Raw genomic sequence first — 23,592 nt, forward strand, 5'->3', positions numbered from 1 at the left:
AGCCGAGTGTCCTAGGTGCGGATCCGCGAGGCCGTAACTGCAAGTTTCATTTAACTTCGACGCCATGGGAGGTTGGCAGGTTCTCCGAACCTTCACACTCCAGAGCACGGGATACAAAGTCAATTCACTCCAAGCAACTGAGCTGCACCAATGCTGGATGCTTGTTCGATTGTGGTGCGGCCGCATCCTTCAGAACCTTGAATACGCGCTGTTCGATCGGGGAGGACGTGACGAAGTCGGCATAGGCGCGCTCAAGCGTGGCCTTGCAACGCGAGGCGATCTCAGGATCGGATGCACCGGTAAACTCCTCGCCCGCGAGATATTGACCCATGCGATGCAGGATGTGAAGCCGCGCCACGTCGATGATTTTCGCATCGTACTCGACGCCGAGCAGTGCAAAAAACTCCTCTGCCGCCGAGGCCTTGCTCAATTGCGAAAGGATCCCGTCCGTCGTCATTCTCAACCTCCATTAGATCCGCGTCCAGAAACCGTCCTGGCCCGAATGTTCCAACCTGATCGCGCGATGCGCATGGCTGACCACCTGATACCCCTCGGTTGACGAGCGATCTCTCGTGAATGTCGCGCCAGATCGCCACCACCGTTTCCTGGGAAACCGGGCCTTTGTGCTCGATGGCATGCTTGCTGACGCGCGCGAGAATGGTTTCGGTTTGCTCGGGGGTGACCGAAAACTGTAGCTCGGACAAGAGCGAAGTGATAGCGGCAAGGCCTGAATGCTTGCCGACCACAATGCGGTGGGTGCGGCCGAGCAACCCCGGGTCCAGCGCTTGGTAGATGGGCCGGTCTTTTAAGAGCCCATCGACGTGGATGCAGAATTCATGGGTAAAGACATGCTCGCCGACAATCGCCTTGCTGGGCGGAATGTTGCGGCACGCTGCGGCTGTAGCGGCGGCCGCGAGTTTTTCCAGTTCGGATAGCAGCACGCCGGTATCACGGCCGTAGAGCTGCCTAAGTGCGACGGCAACTTCCTCCAGCGGCGCATTGCGGGCTCGCTGGCCCAGTCCAATGGCCGTTACAGAGGCGTGCGTCGCACCGGCCTTGATCGGCGCCAGCGTATTAGCCGTCGCCAGCCCAAGATCGTCATGGCCGTGGAACTCGAGCTCGAGATCGGTGCTGGCGCGCAGTGCGGCCAGGAGCGCGAAGGACGCGTCGGGATCGAGCACGCTCAGCGTATCTGCGACACGAAAGCGCCGCGCGCCGGCCGCGTTGGCGATTGCGATCAGGTCGGTCAGGAAGTCGACATCGTCACGCGAGGAGTCTTCGCCACCCACCGCGACATCCAGTCCCTTGTTGCGAGCATAGGCCACGACGCGCTTCACCCGCTAAAGCGCGGCCAAGCGGCTGCCACCGAGTTTCGCCGCAATCTGCACGGACGTGGAATCGATAGGCTGACCATCGAAACACCAGCCTCGATCGCCGCATCGATGTCCGCGGGCTTCATCCGGTACCAGCCGATGATCGTGGCCGCAAGGCCCGCTTCGGCGACCGCTCGGATCGCGGTAATCTCTTCCTGACCCATCGCCGGCGTGCCGGCCTCAATCTCCAAGATCCCGGCCGCGGCCAGCGCACGCGCGATCGAGACGTTTTCCGGTGTCGTGAAGGCCACGCCGGGTGTCTGTTCGCCGTCGCGCAACGTGATGTCATTAAGGACCATGGATCTCGACCGATCTTTGATTGCGGCAGCGAACGCCATCAGCGGCTCCGTATGTTTATTCCGGAAGCTGTTCAGCAACTGCTGTGCCAACCCGCTCGAATTCCCAAGAACCTGTGAATGACGCCGAATTTCAGATCAGTCGGGTGTGTCACAAATCCGACAGGGTGCAAACGGCGGAGCGCCAGGTTCGGTGCGCTTGCGACCGAGCTGAAAGCAGGCGCCGAGCTTGGAAGCTTGCTAGCCAGGCAACGGTTCGGGCCTCACCTCAAGCTGCAGCACTTCGGGGACGGCGCGTGCACTCCGGCGCTTATCGAAGAAGATTTTTGAGCCATCGGGTTCGGTCCAACCACAAGTCAGTGTTCGTAAACGAGTTCAGCGGGGGCGGGATCGAGAGGCGGATGTTGGCGTCGATCGCGCGTCAACATAGAACATGTCGGCGGTAAATGTGACGTCCCCTCTGCCAGTTATCAAGCCGCGATCATCGGACGCCGCGGCGTCCTGCTTAGGCCGCCTGCGCGAAGTTGTTTACCCCGGTATCTTTTCAAACCCTCAGTCTCGTCATGTGACAGCTGGCCGAAAGCTCGTCCGATATACCGGGACTCGCGCCGAGGAGGGGTATCCGTTATGAGCTCAGTCTTGCGAACTTGGGATGGCTTGGACGGAGTCATCGAGACGACGCAGATGATCCCCGCCGGCGTCCGGCCATCCGGCTCTCCCCGCTCTCCTCGCCGAAGCAAAGATCAAAATCATTGCATTCCGTGCAGACCGGCGCGGTACACATCACCAGACCGTCATCTTCGCATAGCGTGCGATAGAAGAAGCGCTTCCAGCGCATGTTCTCGGTGTTGCGAGCCGCCAGCGGCCCGAAATGGCGCATCAGGAGGCGGGATAATTCGTCCCGCTCCCGCAGACCGAGATCTTCCCACAGGTGATTAGGCTCCATGGCGCGCCGCGCGATCATCGTCGCGAGCCACCCGCCGACCTCGCCACGCGTGGAACGTTGCGCAAGCAGGAGGTCGCGCACCATAATCGTCTCGTCAGGAGCCAGTAACGCGGACTGTTCGCGCCAGGTACAACTCCTGACCGGGGTAGATGGGAAGTATTGCACCAAGAGCGCATCGAGGTCCTGGTTAGTCAAGCCAGCCCGCTCGGGAAGTTGGCCACCATCCATAGCGGATGCGGCGAGAACGCAAGCGAGCACATGGCGATCGAAATTGCCATCGTCGCTGATGTCGACTTCGGTTGGATGGCGCCCGGTCAGATGCCCGTAGAGCTCACTTGCATCGCGCTGCTCGGCGATGTGAGCTGCTGATACAGGAGATGACATAGAATCGGCCAATTTGCTTTGTGTGCCAATCATGAAGGTCCCCCAGCTTCTGAGTGGACGATGTCGGCCCTCCCGGTCGAGAAGGCCGACAACATGAACTATGCCGAAACAGCAGCGAGCTCGGCGGCGGTCTTGCCGACCAGGTTCTCGTCGACAGGCTTGATGATGCCGTGCTCCATGAGCATATCCTCGAGCTCGTCCATGCTGATTGGCGTCGGGATGGCGCCTTGTCCCGCATTATTGTGGATCTTGGTCGCGAGATTTCGATAGTGATCCGCCTGCTTGGACTCTGGCGCGTATTCCAGCACAGTCATGCGGCGCAGCTCCGCGTGCTGCACGACATTGTCGCGCGGCACGAAGTAGATCAGCCGACTGCCGAGCTTCTTGGCAAGAGCATCTGCAAGCTCCAGCTCCTTGTCGGTCTGCCGCTCGTTACAGATCAGGCCGCCGAGGCGCACGCCGCCGGAATTCGCATACTTCAGAATACCCTTGGAGATGTTGTTGGCGGCATACATCGCCATCATCTCGCCGGACATCACGATGTAGATTTCCTGTGCCTTGTTCTCGCGGATAGGCATCGCGAAGCCACCGCAGACGACGTCGCCGAGCACGTCGTAAGAGACGTAGTCGATGTCCTCATAGGCGCCATTCTCCTCCAGAAAGTTGATCGATGTGATCACGCCTCTTCCGGCGCACCCGACCCCCGGCTCGGGACCGCCGGACTCGACGCATCGAATGTCCTTATAGCCGAGCTTGATGACGTCCTCGATTTCGAGGTCCTCAACGCTGCCGGCATTCGCCGCCAGACTCAGAATGGTGTCCTGCGCTTTGGCGTGCAGGATTAGGCGAGTCGAGTCCGCTTTGGGATCACAGCCGACGATGAGAATCCTTTGGCCCAGCTCAGCAAGAGCCGCCAGCGTATTTTGCGACGTTGTCGATTTACCGATGCCACCCTTGCCATAAAACGCGATTTGTCTCAGCGAAGACATGTTGCTCTCCATCAACCGATTGCCAATTTTTCGCGCCGAACGCGCGAGGCTGTTTCTCTCTCAGAAACGTGGACACACGGGTTTCGGGAAGGAGGCCATCGCTCGCCATCAGCGTCGGCGTGCCCTCAGCCCTCACTCCTTGTTGCTGCATCCAGTTAGCAACTAGCGTGCCATTCGTTCGCACGCGCGTTAAGCATCTGACTAGGCTCAACTAATAGCGCAGCGTCCGAGACCGGAAGCTGTGGCGGACCCAACAGCGGCAAGGGCTCTGACAGAAACTCGACAAAGCCCGGCGCGTGGGTTTCACTACGAGCGCCGGGCGAAACAGCGCGGAAATGGGGAATGCCGGGTCCCCGAGTCAATTGAGGAGACCACACGGTGCAGATGGGGTTCGAGGACACCGCTGTCACGCAAGGCGAATTTTCCAGGACCGGCATGATGGGTACTTGCCGGCAGATGGGTGGCACATCGCTTGCTTTGCCAGTCGCGGAACGCTGTTCCGTGTGAAACGATGTTGTGAGGACAATATGCCTGGAATTGGAAGCAAGTTGCCGCCGTTTGACATCACAGGCGTGAAGCCCGGCTTTCACCTGCAAGAGGAGAACGGGCAGAGCGCCTTCGAGACCCTGACTGAGAGGAGTTTCCCCGGAAAATGGAAAGTCATCTTCTTTTACCCGAAGGATTTCACATTCGTCTGCCCAACCGAAATCGCTGAGTTTGCGCGCCTGTCCAAGCATTTTGCCGATCGCGATGCAGTCGTGCTTGGTGGCTCGACCGATAACGAGTTCTGCAAGCTCGCCTGGCGGCGTGAGCACAAGGATCTGCACCGTCTATCGATCTGGCAGTTTGCGGACACCAAGGGCGCACTGGTCGACGGCCTTGGCGTGCGATCGCGTGATGGCATCGCGCATCGCTACACCTTCATCGTCGATCCTGAGAACACGATCCAGCATGTCTATGCGACAGGCCTCAATGTCGGCCGCAGCCCGACGGACACGTTACGCGTTCTAGATGCGGTACAGACTGATGAGCTCTGCCCTTGCAACCGCCAAATCGGCGGCGACACACTTAGAATTGCCTGAGGCAACATGTCGAAAGTGCAGCAAGGAGCAGCTCCCGCATTTGAACGACGTCAGAGTCAATCGTTTGTCGGATACGAGATGAGACGATCTTACCGCAAATGCGGCCTGCTGCTAGCGAGTGCGGCCCGCAATTCAATTCTCATTGCGGCCATGGAGTCTGCCGCGGCCGCCGCGCTGTCCGCGCGCGGCAGTCGCGGCGGCGAAATCGATGGTCTCGATGATAACGATCAACAATGTTCACGACCGCTTTGCTCACCTCACAACAATCCCGCATACAAGAGGATGCGGCGCGTGAACATACAAAATACTTGTACGCTTCTGCGCCTGCTCGACCCACATCTCCTGCCGCAGGTCCTTTATATTGTCGCCGTAGGCCGGACCGCGGCTATTCCCTTCGTTCTGCGGCTTGCCGGCCGGCAGCATCATCAGAGCGATCTGCGTCAGCCGCAGGCCGCTAATGACGATGCCGGCGCCCACGGACTCGGAAAAATGGTGCCAAGCTCCCTCTTTGGGGGAACTAGATTCCAGTCGCCGCGCCTCGAGAAGGGTGGAGGCAGAGGGAGATGGCTCAGCGCCGAATGACGTCTACCGGCCGAGATGATGATCCGCCGGCACGCTCGCGGACCGTATTTCCGGGCTCGGTAAATCTATATTCACGATGTATGCCGCACAGTGAGACGAACGAGTCGGCTTTATCAGTCCCTGAATTGAAACCATGCCAATCGACAAGGTTTAGGCCAATTGACTGGTCTATCGGGAAACCGATCAGCTCTATAGGGAAACCGGTTACCTCGTTCATCGCGCGAGTTGCCCCTCGGGCGCAGGGACCTGAAACGATCAGATGGCCGGCTGTCGTGAGCCGCCTGGCCGTCCGATCATCACGCCGCTCAATTTCCGAACATTGACGCGAATCTCAACGCTGTTAATGGGAAGCAGTTGCGTCTTCGCCAAAAACAAGACGCTACAGGGAGATGTGCAAAGCGAAATCGGAGAACACGTGGCAAAAAGCACCAAGCGCAAAGAGTATAGTAAGGATGACGTCAAGGTGCTCAAAGTGCACTCAAAGGCCCGCACCCCTGTAGCTAGGATTTCAAAGCTTATGAAGCGATCCGAGGGCTCTCTAAGACAGAAAGCACGTACCTTGGGGATTGGCTTGGGCCACCTACCATATCAATGGTCATCGACAACTATTCAATCGGATTTTTCTCGGGCGAAATTGCCTGGGTATCTCAACGTGGCTTATTAAACCAAGGATACTGCGGTAGATCAAATTTGGATGGCGAGCCGTGCTCGATCAGCTGACGAGCAGTAACGCTTAGGTGTTGCAAGATCTGCCTTTGTGAGTACTCGCCCTTAAGTCCGCAGGACTTCAGAAAATAGGAGAAGACGTTTGCTCTTCGCGCGGTAACGCCGTGCACTCGCCGTGAAGGCCGGTTGATGGCTGGAAGTATCATACTACGAAATTGGTGAGTGAAGTCGGCGCATTCAAGCAAGAAGCGCGTTTTGAATTGTTTTTCGAAGACGCATCGAGCGTCCCTTCTGTATGGCTTGCTTCCATGCGCCAATACTATTGATGGAGTAGCGCGGATCGGCCGGGACAGTCGCACTGCCTCACTTGCGCGCGCAGCAGCTATCAATAGCGGCGAGCGTCTGTTCGATCTCCGTCAAGTCGCCTTCCATCTCCACAATCCTTATTGCCAGAACAAGCGTTCAGGGTCGCGCTGTGATGCAATGCATCCTATTGCTCGCCAGCTTGGGCTCGCGAAATTGAGCAAGTCAGCTCGCGTCCCTGGTTGCGCCCGCCCACCCGCTCAGGCGCTCTGTGTTGCCTAGCGTAAAATTGCGTAGAGAGCATCAAAATCGGCCGTTTGCAAACATTCGTCTCGCTTTTACGGAATTAGGTACCAATTATCGTTCATTCCATGGCGTTCATCAGGCTGGCGCTGTTGATCGTCGCGAAGTTGCAGAATGTATCCGCGACCGCGTAGGGGAAAATGATCTTATCGTGATGTCGCAATGCGCCGCAGGTGTACACGACGTTTGGGACATACCCGTTTGGTCCGGATTGACGGCAAGCTAGATTTCTTAGCCTTCGCGGCAGCCGCGCAGTCCACGATCGCGGCGCATGAGCCTCTCCGCTCCATTTGCAGCAGGCCGCGGCGAAGAAGCCAGCGGCCAAACCGCAGCGGAAGTGTAGCGTATCCTTGCCATGGGTTCACGGAAAGCGCGCTCCGACAAGCCGCATGCGTTGGAATAGCTTCCGGGCCGGCCGCTCTGTTCGCCTCGCTTTGGAAATTCTCTGCTCGCGAGGTAACAGCAGAGCTGATCGCATGGCAGCGGTCACTGGGCGGCGAAGCGTCTCATGGCCAGAAAACTGAAGACCTACCAGACTTCGGTGGGCTTCTTCGATCTGGCAATCGCCGCCCCCTCCATGAAAGCGGCTCTGGAAGCGTGGGACGCCGACAGCAATCTCTTCCATCAGGGCGCGGCGAAGGAAAGTGATGACCCTGACGTCACCGCCGCGACCATGGCAAAGCCCGGCGTCGTTCTCAGGCGCTCGGTTGGAACCGATCGCCCTTTCAGCGAACATGCCGAGCTGAACACCGATCTCGGCGGCGGCGGACCAACGAAAGTTTCCCGCAAGCCGAAAGGCTCAAAGCGAAGCGGCGTTCCGCTCGCTCCGTCGACAAGGCTACCGAGCGGAAGGCCGCTCGCCTACGAACGGGAGCAGAGGCGCCGCGAGCTTGAACGGGAAGGAAGAGGCCGCCAGGCAGAAGGAGCGTGAACGCCGTCAGCAGGCGGTCAACAACGCACGGCTGCGTTGGACAAAGCCAAGCGGGAGCACGCGAACCGGGCCGCCGCCATCCAGACCGAAATTGAGGCTCTTGAGAAGAGGTCGCAAACCGAACAAGACCGCTGGCACAACGAGAAGGAGCGCTTGGAGGCGGCGCTGCGGCGCGCGCGCGGCTAGTTTCTGTGCCGCACACACGCGTGAAGGCCAGCGACCCTTCGAGCGTTCATCGTTCGGGATCTGATAGCGTGCTGCGGCCTGGTTCACGGCGGGGGGGGGTCCCGCCGGTCCTCAGCAGCGAGCTCCAGGACGGCTTGGTGTAGTTCGGCTGGAATGGTCAGTTGGCTTTCCGGCCGCTGGTTACGCACTTGTAGTCGACGGCCGGTTCAAAGCCGAATTTACAACCAGAGACGGCGCCAAGGCGGGTGGCGAAGAACTAAAGAAGCGTTTTCTGATGCTTCAGATCAGGATCTACGACGCGCAGACGCATGCGCGAGGAAATCTAGATCCCCGACTTAAGCCTTAGTGTCTTCTGCTTGCGCGCGTGCGGCTCCGCCGCAGCGGGCTCTCGTGTTGGGTGGACGGCCCCCTTCCGCCGGTCTGCGTGGCAGGATGGGGTCGTCGATGACCTCAAAGAAGGAGCCGCCCGTGGAAACAATTGTTCACATCGGTTTGGACACTTCAAAGTGCGTATTTCAATTGCATGGCGTTGACCGGATGGAGCAGCCGGTCTTGCGACGTAAGCTGAAACGCAGTCAGGTTCTGGCGTTCTTCGGTCGTTTGCCGCCTGCGTTTGTCGCGATGGAGGCTTGCGGAGCATCGCACTATTGGGCGCGGGAGCTGCGATCGCTGGGGCATGAGGTGGCGATGATCCCGCCGCAATATGTCAAACCGTACGTACAGCGCGGGAAGTCCGACGCTGCGGACGCCGAGGCGATTTGCGAGGCGGCGAGTCGACCCAAATTGCGCAAGAACTTTGTGCCGATCAAAAGTCCCGAGCAACAGGGCGCACAGATGCTGACGCGCGTGCGTACCCAGTTCATCGGTAGGCGCACCCAGCTCGCCACTTCGATCCGCGGTTACGCCGCAGAGTTCGGCTTTACCGCGCCCAAGGGGCTTTCGCGGCTTCAGCAATTGCTGATCGATATTCGGGCTGACGCGACAGTCCCCGAATTGGCAATGGAGTTGGTGGAGGCGTTGGCGACCGAACTGGCACGTGTTGATGATCAGATCGCCACGCTCGACAAAAAGCTCATGCAACTCCATCGGGCTAACGAGATGAGCCGACGACTGGCGGCTATTCCAGGAGTTGGTCCGATCGGCGCGACTTTGCTATCAATAAAGGTCGTAGACGCGCGCGGCTTCAAGTCGGCAAGAAACGTTGCGGCCTGGCTCGGCTTGACGCCAAAAAACCACTCGACGGCAGGCAAAAACCGGCTCGGTGTTATCACGCGCGCCGGTGATGAGATGCTAAGAAGCGTCTTAGTCGCAGGCGCTACCGCGGTCATCGGCGACCTACGCCGGGGCGGCAGTAGGATGTGGCCTTGGTTAAAAGCTTTAATCGCGCGGAAGCCACCAAAACTCGTCGCGGTAGCATTGGCCAACAAGATGGCTCGGATCGCTCGGAAATTGATGATCAGCGGGGAGCGCTATCGACCCATTGGCAAGGCAGTTCCAATGGCAACACCGATATAGGCATGAACGAAATGCAAAGTTTGGCGTCAGCACCGCAGGTCTGACGCTAAGGCTGGAACTTGCAGGATAGGAAGGGGTGGTGTGATCGGCGCAAGCCGAACAGGGAGAGTTTCCGCTCGGTTCACCGGCAGCAAATGCCGTTCTCGTGTTTGGATCTCACTGATCGCGAAGCCCATCTTGGCCAGTGGTCGCAGACCCAATCGTAGGCCGGACATATGAGCGCAAGCGATCCGAGCATGCTGCCCAAGCCAATCCTTGCAAGTCGGGGGCCGTCCACATATTGAACCGAGCCGCTTTGCGTCTCGGCCGTCCGGCTTCGATCCCTCGCGCAAGAGCTGCGGAGCTCCTCGCCGGGGGCACTCGGGAAAGGGGCCCGCCTGCGGCGAGATCGCTATCACTGCCCCGTTCCCGGGTGCCACTATTGAACCGGTCTCGTCGCTGCACTCGGACCCGCGTGCCCCTTTGGGTCGCTATGCTCACGCTCTCCGGGTGCCATTTCCCGTCGAGGCGATGCGCTCTCGGCGCACGCCCGGTCGGGCCTGCGGCCCTGATCTCGATGCCAAACCCCAAGACGAATCGGGACCGAAGCCGGGCCGCCCCCTAGATTTCGCACTCTCTCGCGGAGAGGCTGTGAGTAAGAGTTTCGCGCGGTTTTGCCGTGACGGGTTACAGGCTGCGAGAGAGGCTCGCGGCGCCCGTCGCGGAGATCCGCGATCTCCAGACATTATCCTCGGGCACGATCCGGTGAGGACCGGGCGAACCTTTATGACGACATGACCAACAAGATCAACGCCGAGCTTGAGGCCGGCCGCGCGCCGTGGGTGCCGCCATGGGGCACGGCGGCGGCGAAGACGCCTCTGGCCGTGCCAAAAAGTGCCGCGATCGGCCGCCAATATAGCGGAATTAACATCCTAATTCTCTGGGGAGCCGCCACTGAGCGCGCATTCGCAGGTCAGAGCTGGCTGACATTCCGCCAGGCGCTGTCGCTCGGCGGTCACGTCCGCAAGGGCGAGCGCGGCACGACCGTTGTCTATGCCGACCGCTTTGTGCCGGCCGACGAAAAGCGGCGGGCGAGCGAAACGGGTGACGAAGCGCAGGCCATCGCATTCCTGAAGCGGTTCACGGTGTCGGACGCCGATCTCGCGGTCATGCGGCGTCTCGATCGGCTGCATCTGGAGTTTCCTTTCGCCGGTTCGCGGATGTTGAGAGGCCTGCTGGCTGCCGAGGGGTGCAAGATCGGCCCCGGCATGTCAAAACGCTGATGCGGCGGATGGGGATAGAAGCGCTCTATCGCCGCCCCCGAACCACGAAGCCGGAGCCGGGCCACAAGATTTATCCGTATCTACTGCGCGGCATGGAGATCACGCGTCCGAACCAGGTCTGGGCGATGGACATCACTTACATCCCGATGGCGCGCGGCTTCGTGTATCTCGCTGTCGTGCTCGATTGGGCTACCCGACGAGTATTGTCATGGCGATTATCGATCGCGATGGAAGCGGCCTTCTGCGTCGAGACCCTGGAGGATGCCTTGGCGCTGCACGGCCGGCCTGACGCCTTCAACACCGACCAGGGTTCACAGTTCACCGGTGCGGACTTCACCGCCGTGCTCGCCGGCAACCGCATCGCCATCAGCATGGACGGCAAAGGGGCTTGGCGGGACAACGTGTTCGTCGAGCGGTTGTGGCCCAGCGTCAAGTACGAGGAGGTTCATCTGCGGGCCTACGAGACCGTCAGCGAGGCGCGCGACTCGATCGGCAGATATCTCGACTTCTACAATCGCCGCCGTGCCCACTCGAGCCTTGACGGCAGCACACCTGATCAAGCCTACTTCACCCCGCTGCCAATCCGCTTGGCAGCCTAACCCCGGCAGAGGCTCCACTTATCAACGCGGAGATTCTGTTCAGACAACCGGGACCAGCTCATAACGTGGCTAACATCGGTTCGTTCAAGAAGGTCAGTAACGAGTTTCACGGCGAGATCGTCACCCTGCGCCTTCAGACCAAGGGCGTCCGCATCATCGCCGAAACCAACCGCTCCAGCCACAACGCGCCCAACCACCGCATCTACGTGGGCCGGCCGGAGATCGGGGCAGCCTGGTCGAAGCGCTCCGAGGAGGGCCGCGACTACCTCTCGCTCAAGCTCGACGATCCCTCATTCAACGGACCGATCTACGCGAACCTTTTCGATGACGAAGGCGGCGAGGGGTACACCCTGCTCTGGTCGCGGCCGCGCAAGAACGGCGAGTGAGACTCGCTCTAAAGCCCCGCCCGAGTTGATCGGGCGGGTTCCTTTTGGAGCCTAAAGGCAAAAACATCAACGCTGCCGCTGCATCGGCGCAGTCGATTTTCCGACTCGCGTTCTGCTATCGGCTGGCTATCACACACGACCTGAATGGCGAAGGACGATCGAATTTCGCACTCGTCCCGATGGACCCGCCCACGCAACGATTGCGAAAGCGTGGCCTTGTCAGCCCTGCGGGGGACTAGGGTCTGTACCTAATTAGCGAGTTCTGATTCCCTGGTGCCAAGTTGATTCGGCACGGGGGACTTCGATGCGCAAAGGACTGTTCTGGCTCAACGACAAGCAGTGGGCTCAGATAGAGCCGCATCTGCCAACAAACCAGACCGGCCCGGCGCGCGAAGACGATCGACGCATTATCAGCGGTATCATTCACATGCTCCAGTGCGGCGCACGCTGGCGCGATTGCCCGTCCGACTATGGCCCTTACACGACGATCTACAATCGGTTCAATCGCTGGGCTAAGCGCGGACATTGGCAGGCGATCTTTGAAGCGCTCGCCCGCTGCGGCAAGGACCGAGTGGCTTTGTCGATCGGCTCCACCTCGATCAAAGCGCATCGCTCGGCGAGCGGCGGAAAAGGGGGGAGTGTGAACAGGCGATCGGCCGCTCGCGCGGTGGGCGGACCACGAAAATCCACGCGCTGAGCGACCCTGATTGCAAACCTTGCGCATTTCATCTCACTCCGGGACAAGCCGCAGACATTGCCGCAGGGCCGGCCCTTTTGAAGCTCGCGCCGCCCATGTCTTCCCTCATTGGGGACAAAGGCTACGATGGCGACGGCTTTCGCGCCGAAATCGTCAATCGCGGCGCGAAACCCGTCATTCCAAACAAATCCAACCGGGTAACCCTCCACAGCTTCAGCAAGCGCCTCTATAAAGGGCGCAATGTTATCGAGCGCTGTTTCTGCCGGCTCAAGGATTTCAGGCGTGTTGCTACTCGCTACGACAAACTTGCCAGAAACTTCTTGGCCGCCGTCCACCTCGCCGCTCTCGTCGCTTATTGGATCAATTGAGTCTGAACCCTAGCTGTGAATTCGCTCGTGTTACCAGGAGCTGGAAGACTCGTGCCATCGCGGACCCGATCCGCAGGCTATCGAGGACCTAAATCACACCTGAAGCACTGCAACGCCAATTTTTCCAGCTCTCTTAACTTTACTAACGTACTGACACTAACGTCTTGTTGTGAATCAGTGCGTTGTGAACAAAGTCGGTCGTGCATGCAGCGAGGATACCTCATGCGCGTACTCTGTCACGCGCAACACGTTCTTGCAATGCGATTCCTTTCTCCGCGAGAACGCAATCGCGCGCAAGGCCACGCGATCATCAACTTCAGCGTCACCGCATCACGATCGTTGCTTCGGTTTGCGGCAGCTCGCTCGTCGAGGAGGACTCACTAACGTCCGTAGTTGGCACCAAAGCCACCACATGCCGGAATGTGGAGAATGGGCGGTCAGGCTAACCAGGGCGCTGCATGATGGCGTCAAAGCTCTGCATCATCCGGCGCAGTGCGCTGTCGCTGCGCGCAGCTGCCAGCGGCAGGCGGTGCAGTTTTGCCAACTGCAGCCGTATGGCGTTGCGGGCGTCGAACAGCCGTGCGACGATCGCTTCCAATGCGCTCTTTCCGGCCATGATCTCGCGCACCCGCGCATCAAAACGGCCGACCGAGATCTTGCCGAGCTGGAGGCCGAACGGGCTCAACAGGCCGCGGATCATGTTCTCCACGCCCAGCATCTTGCAGCGCATCGCCTTGCGCCCGACCAGCGGCGCGCGCAGCGGCTGTGCGCTCTCCGACTTGACATGAACCGTACGGAACCAACCGGTCCGCATCATCTGCACAATGCCCGGCGTTGCGGTCGGTCTTGTTTGCCATCGCGTTCAGCGCCGCCTTGGCGTGCCGGCTCTCGATGCAGATCACGGCGAGGCCTTTTTCGGAAATCGCCGTGAACAGCCAGGCGCTGTACGAGAACGCTTCCAGGCCGACGCGCTTGAGGTGGATTCCCGGTTCCGCCAGGAACAGCTCGATCGCGTCCGGGTCGGTCTCGAGTGTCGTTTCCTGAACGACGTTGCCGTGGCCGTCCACCACACAAACATTCGTTGCATGCAGCGACACGTCGAGCCCTGCATAAAATTCCGTCGTTCGTCTCTAGCATTCTCCGCCGGAACGCGCGCTCCGTTCCCTTCCCGGATTCTTAGCCAAGCAACATCTGCGCAATCTGGCCGGCGAGGGGACACAAGCCACCACTCCCTCGGAAAACCTGCAGTTCTTTCGATTCCTTCTAACGAATTGGAGCCTCGCCGATGTGGTCCCTTGCAGCAGGATTGCAACAAGTCTTCGGCGACCACGATCCATCGCAGCGTCATTACAGCCGTCCTGCCGACGCAAAAGGCGTCTCGCACGATGTGCCGGTGATAGCCATTCTCGGGAGGTCCAAAATCCGTCTCGACAATATGGAGCAGTCAGGTGAGCGACCTCACAACTGTTGAGCTCTTGTGGCTCGAGAAGCGCATCGAAAATCGGATCCGGTTCGGTCAACCTGCATCAGTGGAGATCATTGACCATCGCCGGCGCATTCTCTCGTTTTGCCCGGCAGCATCTTCGCGTTCGTGCGCTGGAGTCCAACGACTTCGGAACCATCCTGTCTCGGATCGACATTTTGCGCGCCGTCGCGCCAGGGCAGCGATACTCAACCGTGCCTTGGGTCAGCCCCGGCGGCGAAAGCCTGCTGCGATTAGCTGGTTGGCCAAAGGTCGAACGCGTTCTCCAGTTGATCGGCCGTAGAGTCACTGGGCATCGATCCCGCCGATGCAGCCCCCGAGTATTGGCATCACGCCCACAACCGTCTTTCCGTCAACGAAAAGCCACGGGCTTATACCCGTGGACGCCATCAGGCGTGGCTCCATCGGCGCAGGATCGCACTCTGATGGGACGGATGGGGAACATTCTTGCGATGTGTGGGGCGACAATGCTCGCGCTCTGGCCAGTCAACAACACCTCACGATTGTACATCTGGAATGCCTCGGAGGGCGTGCCGATCGGCGTCTATCACTTGCAAGAGGCCGGACCATGTACGTCACTGAGCTCGTGGCGGTTCGAACGCCAGACCCGCTCGCGACTTTTCTCGATCTCAACGGCTATTTGCCAAGCGGCCTTCCAATGCTCAAGCGTGTGCTGGCGCTGCCCGGCCAAACCCTCTGCAGAACGGGCCTCGCAATCATCGTCGACAGCATACACGTGGGTGAGGCAAGCCAGCGCGATCGCCGCGGCCGGCCGTTGCCGGTCTGGCAGGGCTGCCGGGTCATTGCTGAGGATGAACTGTTTCTCATGAACTGGCAGTCGGCGGACTCGCTAGACGGCCGATATTTCGGGCTCCTGCCGAGATCGGCCGTCATTGGCCGAGCGCTTCCGGTGTGGACCAGAGAGAAGTGACAATGCCGGATCTCCCCTATTGGCTCCTCATTTCTCCATATGGCCGGTCGCAACATCGTTCCTCCGTCTCGGTCAGCTTCTTGACAATCGGCGCGCATTTCCCCGTGATCAGGCGACCTCAAGGCGGGCTGGGAGAAACGTTATACTTGGCGGCTGTCCGCCAAATGCGATGTGGGGCCACTGTTTGCTTTTTGAGGATTCTGCTGACGTTAGGACCGCCCTCGACAGCCAGAGCGGAGGTCGCATCGCGGGCACCAGCTGCGCACTCCACAACCCTGCTTCGTAGCGTTTCATACGCCCCGTTCGTGACCGAAGCCTCCCACCGGTTCGGGATCCCGGAGCGTTGGATCGATGCCGTGATGCAGGTCGAAAGTGGCGGTGATGCGCATGCCATGTCGCCTCGAGGAGCGCTCGGGCTGATGCAAATCATGCCCGCGACATTGGTCGAACTGAGGGCTCGTTACGGTCTCGGTATCGATCCGTTTGATCCGCACGACAATATTATAGCTGGCTCAGCGTACATTCGGGAGATGCTCGACCGGTTCGCATCGAGAGGGTTTCTTGCGGCCTACAATGCGGGACCGAAGCGATATGACGAGCATTTGGCGACAAGTCGATCACTTCCAGAAGAAACGCAAACCTATGTAGCCAGACTCGCAGCATTGACCGGAGTTGAGCAAAGCAGCAGCCGTGATTCGGCCGCCAGACATGTCGTCCTGTGGCAGCAAGCTCCTGTTTTGTTGAGCGATACGGCAGCTCGTCCGCTACCGACAGCTTTGCCTCAAGAGTGCGCACAATGAATTCGTCGAAGGCAGCGCCTAACGCCGTTACCAGTGCACTCGTACCTCGCGCGACAGGGCTGTTTGTGCATCGATCAGTCAACGTGCACTCTCCATGATCGCAATCGGCTGGTCGCATGGCCTCGAAGGTTCTCGCATGTTTGAGAATGGCCGGGAGGGAGCAGGGGGGAGCCGCCCGCCGATGGCAGGATAAAAGCCGCAAGGTGCGGCCGGTCGGTTGTGCGAGAAAGTATATCGATTTCAATGATCGACTAAACATTGCGGCGACTCGGAGCAAAGTTCAGCTTTCCCCAAGGCGCTGTTCTTACAAGGGTTTCGATGCCTTGCGGCGGCCGGAATGACGCGCGACGATGATCTTCAGATCCGTCCCGGCCGTATCCGTTCCACGCGCGCGCGCCGGACAAAGCCGTTTCTCGCGAGCGACATGCGGTCTCGGCCCTTTTTGTCATGCGTCATCGCAGGGCGATTCATCCGTTTCGACCGAACATCCAGACCACGCGCGTGCAAGCGCGGGCGGTGTGCGGTCGCAAAGAGAAGGAAGCTGGAGTATGCAGATTAGCGGCGGGCGCCGGGAAGAACGGAGCTCAAGTCGGAATGAAGCTGAGGTGGACGCGCAGCCGAGTCCAAGCGAAGCTCAGCAGACCAAAAAGATAACAATTCAAGTTTCTGAGTGCATTTTCCAGCGACTCCAAGCCGCGGCTGACCGCCGTGGTATGGGCAAGAGCGTCGTCGTCGAGGCGGCTCTTGAGCGCCTCCTGGATCCGGCGCCGCCTACAGAGGGTCTTGTTTACGAAGCGATCGAGCGAACGAATGAGCAGGTGCTCAGTCTGCGGACGGACATTGCGACGATCGCGGAAATAGTGGCTCTCCATGTGCGATACCACCTCACGCTGACGCCGCCAATGCCGCCATCCAAGCAGGACGAGGCGTGCGTACTCGGGCTCGAGCGCTTCAAGGCTTTTGCCGAGCAGGTTGATCGCCGCGTACGGTTTGGCCGGCCCTTGCTGCAGGAGGCAATTGATAGCTCGGGAAATTCCAGCGGATCCGGGCCTGAAATGGGCGGCGGAGCGTCACGCGCCGTTCCACGAGCGCCAGTTGAAGAAGAACCCCACTGTGTGGCGGTCGTACGTGAAACCTCAGACGCGGGTGCTGTCGCCGAGGAGGGCGGCAGCAATATCCACTTTCGACAGCTGCCAAACGCCTTGTGTTAAAGCCAGTGGCCGCGCTTCGAGCAACACGCGCAGCGATGCCGCTGGGCTGATATCACGCGAGAAGCCGGTCAACCGGCGTTGGAGCTGGCGGATCATCTCTTGCGTGTTCCTTCCCTTTGCCGCGGGGTATTATCTTTCCTACCTGTTTCGGATGATCAACACGCTCATTTCTGGCCGCCTCGCCTCTGATTTGGAGCTTGGCATGGCCGATTTGGGGCTGTTGGGCTCGATCTACTTTCTGGTTGTTACCGGCAGCCAGATTCCGATGGGCATGCTCTTGGATCGCTTCGGTCCGCGCCGAGTCCAGGGTGCGCTCTTGCTGCTGGCTGCCGCAGGCGCTGCGCTTTTCGGATTGTCGAGTGGATTTCTGTCGCTTCTGGTTGCTCGCGCGATGATTGCATTCGGCACCGCAGCTTCCCTCATGTCTGGCCTGAAAACAGTCGTGCTCTGGTTTCCGAGAGAGCGCGTGGCGCTCATCAACGGCTGTATGATCATGCTGGGTGCGCTGGGCGCAGTAACGGCAACCGCACCAGCCGAGGCATTGCTTAACTGGATAGGGTGGCGCGGTCTATTTGAGCTGCTTGCCGCATCCAGTGCCTCCGCGGCCGCTTCGATTTATCTTTTGGTTCCAGAGCATGAGGTAACTGCGAAGGGCCCTCCAGGGACAGTCAGCCTGAAGACCGTCTATACAGATGGGCGGTTCTGGAGAATTGCGCCGATCTCTTCAACATGTATCGGGTCGGCGTGGGCCCTGCAGTCCTCGTGGGCAGCGTCCTGGCTGAGCGATGTGGAAGGCTTGGATCGAACAAGCCTTGTCACACAATTGCTCGTCATGGCGATAGCCCTAAGCATTGGCGCGTTGCTGCTCGGCGTGGTCGCCGATTCGCTGCGGCGGCATGGCAAGAACATTGAAAGGTTGCTCGCAATCATAGCTGCTGTGTTCATTGCAGGCGAACTCGCGCTGATATTGCATCCGCCATTCCCGTCGCTACCGTCGTGGATCGTTGTGGCGGTGGTCGGATCGGCAATCGTCCTCAGCTACGCCATCATCGGAGATTACTTTCCGGCCCAACTGATCGCGCGCGCAAACGGCGTGCTCAACGTTCTGCATTTCGGGTGGGCTTTCCTCGTCCAGTACGGGACGGGGGTAATTCTCGAGCAGTGGCCGGCAAAGGACGGACACTACCCCCCAATCGCGTATCAGACGGCGTTCAGTATCAATGTTGTGCTGCAGCTGGTCGCCCTGGTCTGGTTCATCGCCCCTTCCCTCAAAGAGTTGAATTGGAAATCTGAGGTCGCCGTCAAGCGCAAGTCGACAGGCCAAAGCAGGTCAGTTCACGTCGTAATCCCGAGCGCTCAAATGGTTATCCCGGAAACCGACCAAAACGTGGAGTGGTGAACTCGGCCTTCTGTATGACTTCCCCTCGTCGGTCTACAGGCGCGTCAAGATCGTCCGGTCGCCGGCCTACTGATTGCCTGAGAAGCTCCAAACAGCTGGTCGGATATGCGACATGCGTCGCAAGGTCGACAGGAATGATACGTAGAATGCGTAATATCAATGAGTGCTGGCTGGCACGCGGCTTGCTCTTGTTCTCCGTAGGGTCAGGTAAAGGTGATTGAGCAATGAGCAGTGTGACTGAGAGCGCGACTCAACTCGGTGCGGAGAATGTGCTGAGAGTCGGTTCGCCGGCTCCCTCCATCAAAGTTGAGGACTGGCTACGTGGCCAACCCGTTACGAAGTTCGAACCTGGGAAAGTATACATCATCGACTTTTGGGCGACGTGGTGCGGAGCATGTATCGCCTCGATGCCGAAGTTGGTGAGTCTGCAACGCAAATACAGGAGCAACGGAGTTGAGGTGGTGGGCATCGCGGCTAACGAAAAAGCTTCGGCGGCAGATGAGGCGCGAGCCAGCTTGGACGCTTGGCTGACGAAGAGCTTGCCAAATCTGAACTTCCCGATCGCATTCGACTACGCCGGCGAAATGAGCAAGCTTTGGATGGATCCCAGCTTTTCTGTCGAAATTCCGTCGTCGTTCGTGGTCGATCGTGATGGTCGCTTGGCCTTTATCGGCGATCCGACGAAACTCGACAACGTGTTGCCGAAAGTTCTGAACGGCTCCTGGGCAGGGAGCGACGAAGCCGAAGCCCTAGATGCGGAAAGGATAAACAAGGGTCAGCGCGTAAAGCGCGAAGAAGCGCTGGTGAAGCCGATCTTTGCCAGACTTAGAGCCGCTATGAATAGCAAGGATTGGGCGGCAGCCGTTTCAGCTGTTGAGGAGGCACTCGCAGCGAGACCGGACGAAGTCGAGCTCCGTGGGCTTCATGCGGAATTGTTGCTTTACAAGATACGGGACGTGCCGGCCGGCCTGGCGGTATTGCGCGAATTGGTTCGCGATGCAATCGGCAAGAAACGCGTGGTTTGGATGTACGTGGCCATCCGCGAACTCTTCGACCCCGCCAAAGACTACTCCGGTTTTCCACATGCCGAGCGCTTTGCCATGGGCAAGGACCTCTGCGAAAAGATCCTGGCGGCGAATCCGCCCCAAGACAGCGAGTTAGCGAAGTTCCTCTCGTACGGGCCGGTCGCTCAGTACTATTACGAGACTGGTGAAAAGGATCGCGCGATCGAATTGGTCGAGGTGATGCTGAAATGGCTGGATGCAGCGCCCATCCCGGATAAAGCGAAACGGGATCAGGTGCAGCGCTCCCTCCAGGCGTTAGCGAGCTACAGGGGCGAGAAGCTCTCTTAGGAGGAGTGTTGTTTGAGACCGCAAAACAAAGCTTCCGAAAAGCCGGAACCGGGATCGCGAAGGGAGGCAGCGTGAGCAATGCTGCTTGCCATGTCTTCTCGGCCCTTGTGGTTTTGCGATCGAAGTCGATGCCTTTGGGAACGCCGGGGCATTCACCTAAAGTGAAGATAGCACGAGCGAGCGGGTGAACGCAGGCGAGCCGCACCACCACAAGTGTTCTGCGGTGAATGTTTCTTCAAGGTACGTCGCGCTCTGGCGTGATAGCGGCGAGAATGCCTGTCCAGATGAAGAGTGGTCGCCGTCTGCTAGAGTTGGTCTCTTATAAGATGCTGGTGGCATCTTCGAACAACAAGAAAGATAGAATTGGGTGGTGACGCTGATGCATTCCAACTCTCAAGGAAGCTTTCTCAAGTTTTTACCGCTGATTTCACAAGGGATTCAGAACTTTGTTTCGCGTTGGCCGCAAGCCGATTCGGGAGAGGCGGCAAACCGTGGCAACGGTCGGGGCCGTTTAAAGGGGTCAGCGATCTGTGCGGGCCGCGCTATGGGAACACTCAGCGAAGCCGTGCCTTCATTGTCATCCCTCTTTGGTACCACGGCGCTGGGTCGAGCGTGATGCACAATAACCGCCAGCCCCGCTCTGTCAAAACTGGCCCCTGGTACAAGGTTCTTTATATCCAGGTACTCATCGCGATCCTTATTGGCGTTCTCGTTGGCTGGTTGTGGCCTGCTGTCGGGACGAGCAGCTGGGTCAAAGCGCTTGGTGACGGATTCATCAAGCTGATCAAAATGGTGATCGCCCCGATCATCTTCTGCACTGTTGTGTCCGGAATTGCGCATGTTCAGGATGCACGAAAGGTCGGCCGAGTCGGCGTCAAGGCGCTGCTTTACTTCGAGATCGTGTCAACCTTCGCGCTGATCCTGGGTCTCGTGATGGGTAATCTCGTTCAGGCCGGCCATGGGCTCGCTCCCAGGGCTGATGCCGCGGCAGTAGCCAACTACGTCAAAAAAGCGGAAGGGCAGAAGGCGGTCGATTTCCTCCTCAATATCATTCCGGATAGCGTAGTTGGCGCTCTGGCCCGAGGCGACGTGCTACAGGTGCTGCTATTTGCCATCCTGTTCGGGTTCTCGCTAATGGCGCTTGGCCAGCGGGGTGAGCGGATGCGCAGTCTGGTCGACGATGCTGCACACGCGGTATTTGGTGTCATTAGGATCATAATGAAGGCAGCGCCAGTCGGGGCGTTCGGCGCCATGGCCTACACTATCGGCGAATTCGGACCGTCCGCGCTCGGTAAACTCATCGGATTGGTTGCGCTGTTCTATGTGACAGCCGGGCTCTTCGTAATCATTGTGCTTGGCCTGGTCGCGCGCTTGGTCGGTTTTTCTGTTTTAAAGTTCATCGTCTACATCAAGGATGAGCTGTTGATCGTGCTCGGAACGTCGTCATCCGAAAGCGCGCTGCCGCAGCTGATGGAAAAACTCGAACGGCTGGGCTGTTCCAAGCCGGTCGTCGGTCTGGTGGTGCCGACAGGATACTCTTTCAATTTGGATGGGACCAACATTTACATGACGCTGGCGACCTTGTTCATCGCGCAGGCGCTCGGGGTCGATCTCGACTTCAGCCAGCAGCTCACGATACTCGTTGTGGCGATGCTCACCTCGAAGGGCGCAAGTGGTGTTACCGGTGCCGGGTTCGTCACCCTGGCCGCAACCTTGACGGTGGTCAGTCCTGACCTCGTCCCGGGCATTGCGATCGTATTCTCGATCGACAAGTTCATGAGCGAGGTGCGCGCGCTTACCAACATCATCGGGAACGGTATTGCCGCGGTGTTTGTGTCGTGGTGGGAAGGTGAACTCGACCATGTCTCGCTACACGCGCAGCTCAAGTAGATCGGAGATCTCAGCTCGGCCATTGCGGACTAGAAGTCACTCTTTGAATGCCTGCATTCTGCGTTGGCAAGGCTCGTGCAGTAAGGGCCAGCGCCAGGGGAATGGTGCAGGGTCGCCGCGCCAACATTTGCGATCGGAAAGCCGGCGGTCGCCGTGTTCAGCCTCGAGGATTACGTCGCACTCGGCATCATGACGCCGGATCAGGCCGGTGCATTGAGGGATGCAGTTTGCGCGCGCAAGAACATTCTAGTCGCCGGCGGCACCTCGACCGGCAAGACGACACTGACCAATGCCCTTCTCGGCGAGGTGGCTAAACGACTGAGCGTGGCGTTGTCATTGAAGATACGCGCGAGCTTCAGTGCTTGGCGCCAAACGTCGTGGCGCTCCGCACGAAGTACGGCTTGATCTCGCTCTCCGACCTGGTCCGTTCGTCGCTTCGTCTGCGCCCCCGATCGAATTCCCATTGGTGAGGTGCGCGGAGCCGAGGCGCTCGATTTGCTCAAGCCTGGAGCCCGGGCGGAATCGGCACGATCCATGCCGGAACGGCGCTCGGGGCGCTACGCCGGCTCGAGCAGCTGGTCCAGGAAGCTGTCGTCACAGTCCCTAGGCCGCTTATCGCCGAAAAAATCAACGTGGTCGCGGTGCTCAGCGGCCGTGGCGCCGAACGCTGCTTGAGCGAGCTCGCCCGCGTCACCGGCTTCTGAGCATCAGGTGATTACTGCCTTTCTGCAATTGGAGACTGGTCATGACGCCTTCATCTCTCCGCCGCGCCAGCATTCCGGCCACGGCAATTGTGACGCTTTGGCTGAGCTGGGTCTTGCCAGCCTGGACAGGGCCCGGCTGAGGCGCGCTGAAGCAAGGGACCTCTCTCCAATTAGGTCCATGAGCTTGGCTTGTGCTGGGGAGTTAAGCCACTGCGCCAAGTCGGCACGACAAACCGGCTGAGCTCCTCCGCGCAAGCGCGGAGTAACTGCTGGCTAACGAGGCCGGCGCAGCCAACCTCGACTGTCACGATCTCCGCCGGCGGATGGCCCGTCGGATCTGATTGACCAGATAAGTGCTTCAAACGATCATCATGTCGCTGACACATTCCGTGCGCTTCCTGCCAAGGAACGTTGACGGGCGGCATGGCCGCAGTCGGGCGCAACACGAAACTTTCTTGGTGCTGCCCGCGCGCCGCCAAGATGATTGCAAAAACAACGAGGAAAATCAGAGACCCAAGCATGACAAAAACCACTTCAGAACCCATATCGCGCTTATGAAACCCCTCACATCGGAACCAAACGACGCGCGTCGCGGACGGGATGTCGCGCTCTTCAGGTGCCGTTTGCTGAGCCAAAAGCAATAGCGATCACCGTGTCGCAACACGGCCGAGTAGCCTTGTGCGGCGCTCAAAAAAATGCAACTTCAGGGCGCAGCAGCCGGCATTGTGTGCAAGATCAGGATAAGAACTGACCGCGCGGCGCAGGAAAAGGGCCATGTTGCAATTCGGGAACGCAACTTGGGGCGCTCATGCGCAAACATGATTCTGCTTCCGGCGCCCCGCTGGGCCTGATCGCAGCGGGACTTGCCGATCACAACAAATGCCAGGAAGCGTGAGGAAGACAGGGACGACCGATGAAGGTGCTCCCGCGGATTGAGTTTATCAACGCAGCCGA

20 protein-coding genes and 6 pseudogenes are annotated in these 23,592 nt (G+C 59.2%); 15 read left to right on the forward strand and 11 right to left on the reverse strand.

The window, feature by feature from the left end; all coding sequences use genetic code 11:
- Window positions 1–124: 124 nt before the first annotated feature.
- The 4 genes and pseudogenes from nifW to nifH form a co-directional block, all read right to left on the reverse strand.
- Window positions 125–457, reverse strand: a complete 333-nt coding sequence (gene nifW, locus IVB19_RS38330) for a nitrogenase stabilizing/protective protein NifW (RefSeq protein ID WP_247822263.1) — start codon at window positions 455–457, stop codon at window positions 125–127.
- 118 nt (window positions 458–575) lie between these two features.
- Window positions 576–1,711, reverse strand: a pseudogene (locus IVB19_RS38335) (hydroxymethylglutaryl-CoA lyase-like TIM-barrel protein); the annotation flags it as partial.
- A gap of 625 nt (window positions 1,712–2,336) precedes the next feature.
- Window positions 2,337–2,999, reverse strand: a complete 663-nt coding sequence (locus IVB19_RS38340; RefSeq protein ID WP_247822293.1) for a nitrogen fixation protein NifQ — start codon at window positions 2,997–2,999, stop codon at window positions 2,337–2,339.
- Between the two features lie 98 nt (window positions 3,000–3,097).
- Window positions 3,098–3,988, reverse strand: a complete 891-nt coding sequence (nifH, locus tag IVB19_RS38345; RefSeq protein WP_247822264.1) for a nitrogenase iron protein — start codon at window positions 3,986–3,988, stop codon at window positions 3,098–3,100.
- A gap of 527 nt (window positions 3,989–4,515) precedes the next feature.
- Between nifH and IVB19_RS38350 the strand changes: the two genes are divergently transcribed.
- Entirely contained in the window at window positions 4,516–5,070 is a 555-nt protein-coding gene (locus tag IVB19_RS38350; RefSeq protein WP_247822294.1) for a peroxiredoxin, read from the forward strand.
- Window positions 5,071–5,322: 252 nt separating this feature from the next.
- Here IVB19_RS38350 and IVB19_RS38355 read toward each other — a convergent pair whose 3' ends face one another.
- Entirely contained in the window at window positions 5,323–5,547 is a 225-nt protein-coding gene (locus tag IVB19_RS38355) for a hypothetical protein (RefSeq protein WP_247822265.1), read from the reverse strand.
- Window positions 5,548–5,995: 448 nt separating this feature from the next.
- Between IVB19_RS38355 and IVB19_RS40945 the strand changes: the two are divergent.
- Window positions 5,996–6,232 (forward strand): annotated as a pseudogene (locus IVB19_RS40945) (hypothetical protein); the annotation flags it as partial.
- A gap of 753 nt (window positions 6,233–6,985) precedes the next feature.
- On the opposite strand, the gene IVB19_RS40950 reads toward IVB19_RS40945, so the two are convergent.
- Window positions 6,986–7,249, reverse strand: a complete 264-nt coding sequence (locus IVB19_RS40950; protein ID WP_524536794.1) for a glycoside hydrolase family 130 protein — start codon at window positions 7,247–7,249, stop codon at window positions 6,986–6,988.
- Window positions 7,250–7,432: 183 nt separating this feature from the next.
- On the opposite strand from IVB19_RS40950, the gene IVB19_RS38365 reads away from it, so the two are divergent.
- The 6 genes and pseudogenes from IVB19_RS38365 (at window position 7,433) to IVB19_RS38385 (ending at window position 12,868) form a co-directional block, all read left to right on the forward strand.
- Window positions 7,433–7,855, forward strand: coding sequence for a hypothetical protein (locus IVB19_RS38365; protein WP_346283679.1), 423 nt, complete (start codon window positions 7,433–7,435; stop codon window positions 7,853–7,855).
- Window positions 7,856–7,891: 36 nt separating this feature from the next.
- Complete coding sequence (locus tag IVB19_RS40575) at window positions 7,892–8,041, forward strand: hypothetical protein (RefSeq protein ID WP_346283680.1); 150 nt, start codon at window positions 7,892–7,894, stop codon at window positions 8,039–8,041.
- A 468-nt stretch (window positions 8,042–8,509) separates the two neighbouring features.
- A complete protein-coding gene (locus IVB19_RS38370; RefSeq protein ID WP_247822295.1) occupies window positions 8,510–9,556 on the forward strand; it encodes an IS110 family RNA-guided transposase in 1,047 nt (348 codons plus the stop codon).
- Window positions 9,557–10,269: 713 nt separating this feature from the next.
- A protein-coding gene (locus IVB19_RS38375; protein ID WP_247822296.1) for an IS3 family transposase occupies window positions 10,270–11,417 on the forward strand; the annotation gives its coding sequence in 2 pieces (ribosomal slippage) (window positions 10,270–10,798 and window positions 10,798–11,417; 1,149 coding nt in all).
- A gap of 65 nt (window positions 11,418–11,482) precedes the next feature.
- On the forward strand, window positions 11,483–11,803 hold the full coding sequence (locus IVB19_RS38380; protein WP_247822266.1) for a DUF736 domain-containing protein: 321 nt from the start codon (window positions 11,483–11,485) through the stop codon (window positions 11,801–11,803).
- A 304-nt stretch (window positions 11,804–12,107) separates the two neighbouring features.
- A pseudogene (locus tag IVB19_RS38385) lies at window positions 12,108–12,868 on the forward strand (IS5 family transposase).
- A gap of 442 nt (window positions 12,869–13,310) precedes the next feature.
- Here the strand turns inward: IVB19_RS38385 and IVB19_RS38390 are convergent.
- Window positions 13,311–13,568: a hypothetical protein gene (locus IVB19_RS38390; RefSeq protein WP_247822267.1), complete on the reverse strand. Its 258-nt coding sequence runs from the start codon at window positions 13,566–13,568 to the stop codon at window positions 13,311–13,313.
- Complete coding sequence (locus IVB19_RS38395) at window positions 13,504–13,965, reverse strand: hypothetical protein (RefSeq protein ID WP_247822268.1); 462 nt, start codon at window positions 13,963–13,965, stop codon at window positions 13,504–13,506. Before IVB19_RS38395 ends, IVB19_RS38390 begins: the two co-directional genes overlap by 65 nt.
- A 351-nt stretch (window positions 13,966–14,316) precedes the next feature.
- Here IVB19_RS38395 and IVB19_RS38400 point away from each other — a divergent pair.
- The 3 genes and pseudogenes from IVB19_RS38400 (at window position 14,317) to IVB19_RS40580 (ending at window position 16,082) form a co-directional block, all read left to right on the forward strand.
- Window positions 14,317–14,777 (forward strand): annotated as a pseudogene (locus IVB19_RS38400) (DUF2840 domain-containing protein).
- Window positions 14,778–14,803: 26 nt separating this feature from the next.
- Window positions 14,804–15,282 (forward strand): annotated as a pseudogene (locus IVB19_RS38405) (S26 family signal peptidase).
- 305 nt (window positions 15,283–15,587) lie between these two features.
- Complete coding sequence (locus IVB19_RS40580) at window positions 15,588–16,082, forward strand: lytic transglycosylase domain-containing protein (protein WP_346283681.1); 495 nt, start codon at window positions 15,588–15,590, stop codon at window positions 16,080–16,082.
- Between the two features lie 584 nt (window positions 16,083–16,666).
- Here the strand turns inward: IVB19_RS40580 and IVB19_RS38415 are convergent.
- Complete coding sequence (locus tag IVB19_RS38415; RefSeq protein WP_247822269.1) at window positions 16,667–16,954, reverse strand: hypothetical protein; 288 nt, start codon at window positions 16,952–16,954, stop codon at window positions 16,667–16,669.
- A 264-nt stretch (window positions 16,955–17,218) separates the two neighbouring features.
- Window positions 17,219–17,389, reverse strand: a complete 171-nt coding sequence (locus IVB19_RS38420) for a hypothetical protein (protein WP_247822270.1) — start codon at window positions 17,387–17,389, stop codon at window positions 17,219–17,221.
- A 7-nt stretch (window positions 17,390–17,396) separates the two neighbouring features.
- Here IVB19_RS38420 and IVB19_RS38425 point away from each other — a divergent pair, with 7 nt between their 5' ends.
- The 4 genes and pseudogenes from IVB19_RS38425 to IVB19_RS38440 form a co-directional block, all read left to right on the forward strand.
- On the forward strand, window positions 17,397–18,692 hold the full coding sequence (locus IVB19_RS38425; protein ID WP_524536795.1) for an MFS transporter: 1,296 nt from the start codon (window positions 17,397–17,399) through the stop codon (window positions 18,690–18,692).
- A 224-nt stretch (window positions 18,693–18,916) separates the two neighbouring features.
- A complete protein-coding gene (locus tag IVB19_RS38430) occupies window positions 18,917–20,044 on the forward strand; it encodes a TlpA family protein disulfide reductase (protein WP_247822271.1) in 1,128 nt (375 codons plus the stop codon).
- A 615-nt stretch (window positions 20,045–20,659) separates the two neighbouring features.
- Window positions 20,660–21,934, forward strand: a complete 1,275-nt coding sequence (locus IVB19_RS38435; RefSeq protein ID WP_247822272.1) for a C4-dicarboxylate transporter DctA — start codon at window positions 20,660–20,662, stop codon at window positions 21,932–21,934.
- 111 nt (window positions 21,935–22,045) lie between these two features.
- Window positions 22,046–22,638: pseudogene (locus IVB19_RS38440) on the forward strand (ATPase, T2SS/T4P/T4SS family); the annotation flags it as partial.
- Between the two features lie 170 nt (window positions 22,639–22,808).
- On the opposite strand, the gene IVB19_RS38445 reads toward IVB19_RS38440, so the two are convergent.
- Window positions 22,809–23,279: a hypothetical protein gene (locus IVB19_RS38445; protein ID WP_247822273.1), complete on the reverse strand. Its 471-nt coding sequence runs from the start codon at window positions 23,277–23,279 to the stop codon at window positions 22,809–22,811.
- Window positions 23,280–23,592: the final 313 nt, after the last annotated feature.

It is taken from the genome of Bradyrhizobium sp. 187 (genome assembly GCF_023101005.1).
Lineage (GTDB): Bacteria > Pseudomonadota > Alphaproteobacteria > Rhizobiales > Xanthobacteraceae > Bradyrhizobium > Bradyrhizobium canariense_D.

Coding starts and splice junctions, on each gene's coding strand:
- IVB19_RS38420 (WP_247822270.1), bottom strand. CDS start 17,389: ATGATCCGCCAGCTCCAACGCCGGTTGACCGGCTTCTCGCGTGATATC.
- nifH (WP_247822264.1), bottom strand. CDS start 3,988: ATGTCTTCGCTGAGACAAATCGCGTTTTATGGCAAGGGTGGCATCGGT.
- IVB19_RS38350 (WP_247822294.1), top strand. CDS start 4,516: ATGCCTGGAATTGGAAGCAAGTTGCCGCCGTTTGACATCACAGGCGTG.
- IVB19_RS38415 (WP_247822269.1), bottom strand. CDS start 16,954: ATGGAGAGCCACTATTTCCGCGATCGTCGCAATGTCCGTCCGCAGACT.
- IVB19_RS38390 (WP_247822267.1), bottom strand. CDS start 13,568: ATGATCCGCGGCCTGTTGAGCCCGTTCGGCCTCCAGCTCGGCAAGATC.
- IVB19_RS38430 (WP_247822271.1), top strand. CDS start 18,917: ATGAGCAGTGTGACTGAGAGCGCGACTCAACTCGGTGCGGAGAATGTG.
- IVB19_RS38340 (WP_247822293.1), bottom strand. CDS start 2,999: ATGTCATCTCCTGTATCAGCAGCTCACATCGCCGAGCAGCGCGATGCA.
- IVB19_RS38435 (WP_247822272.1), top strand. CDS start 20,660: ATGCACAATAACCGCCAGCCCCGCTCTGTCAAAACTGGCCCCTGGTAC.
- IVB19_RS38365 (WP_346283679.1), top strand. CDS start 7,433: ATGGCCAGAAAACTGAAGACCTACCAGACTTCGGTGGGCTTCTTCGAT.
- nifW (WP_247822263.1), bottom strand. CDS start 457: ATGACGACGGACGGGATCCTTTCGCAATTGAGCAAGGCCTCGGCGGCA.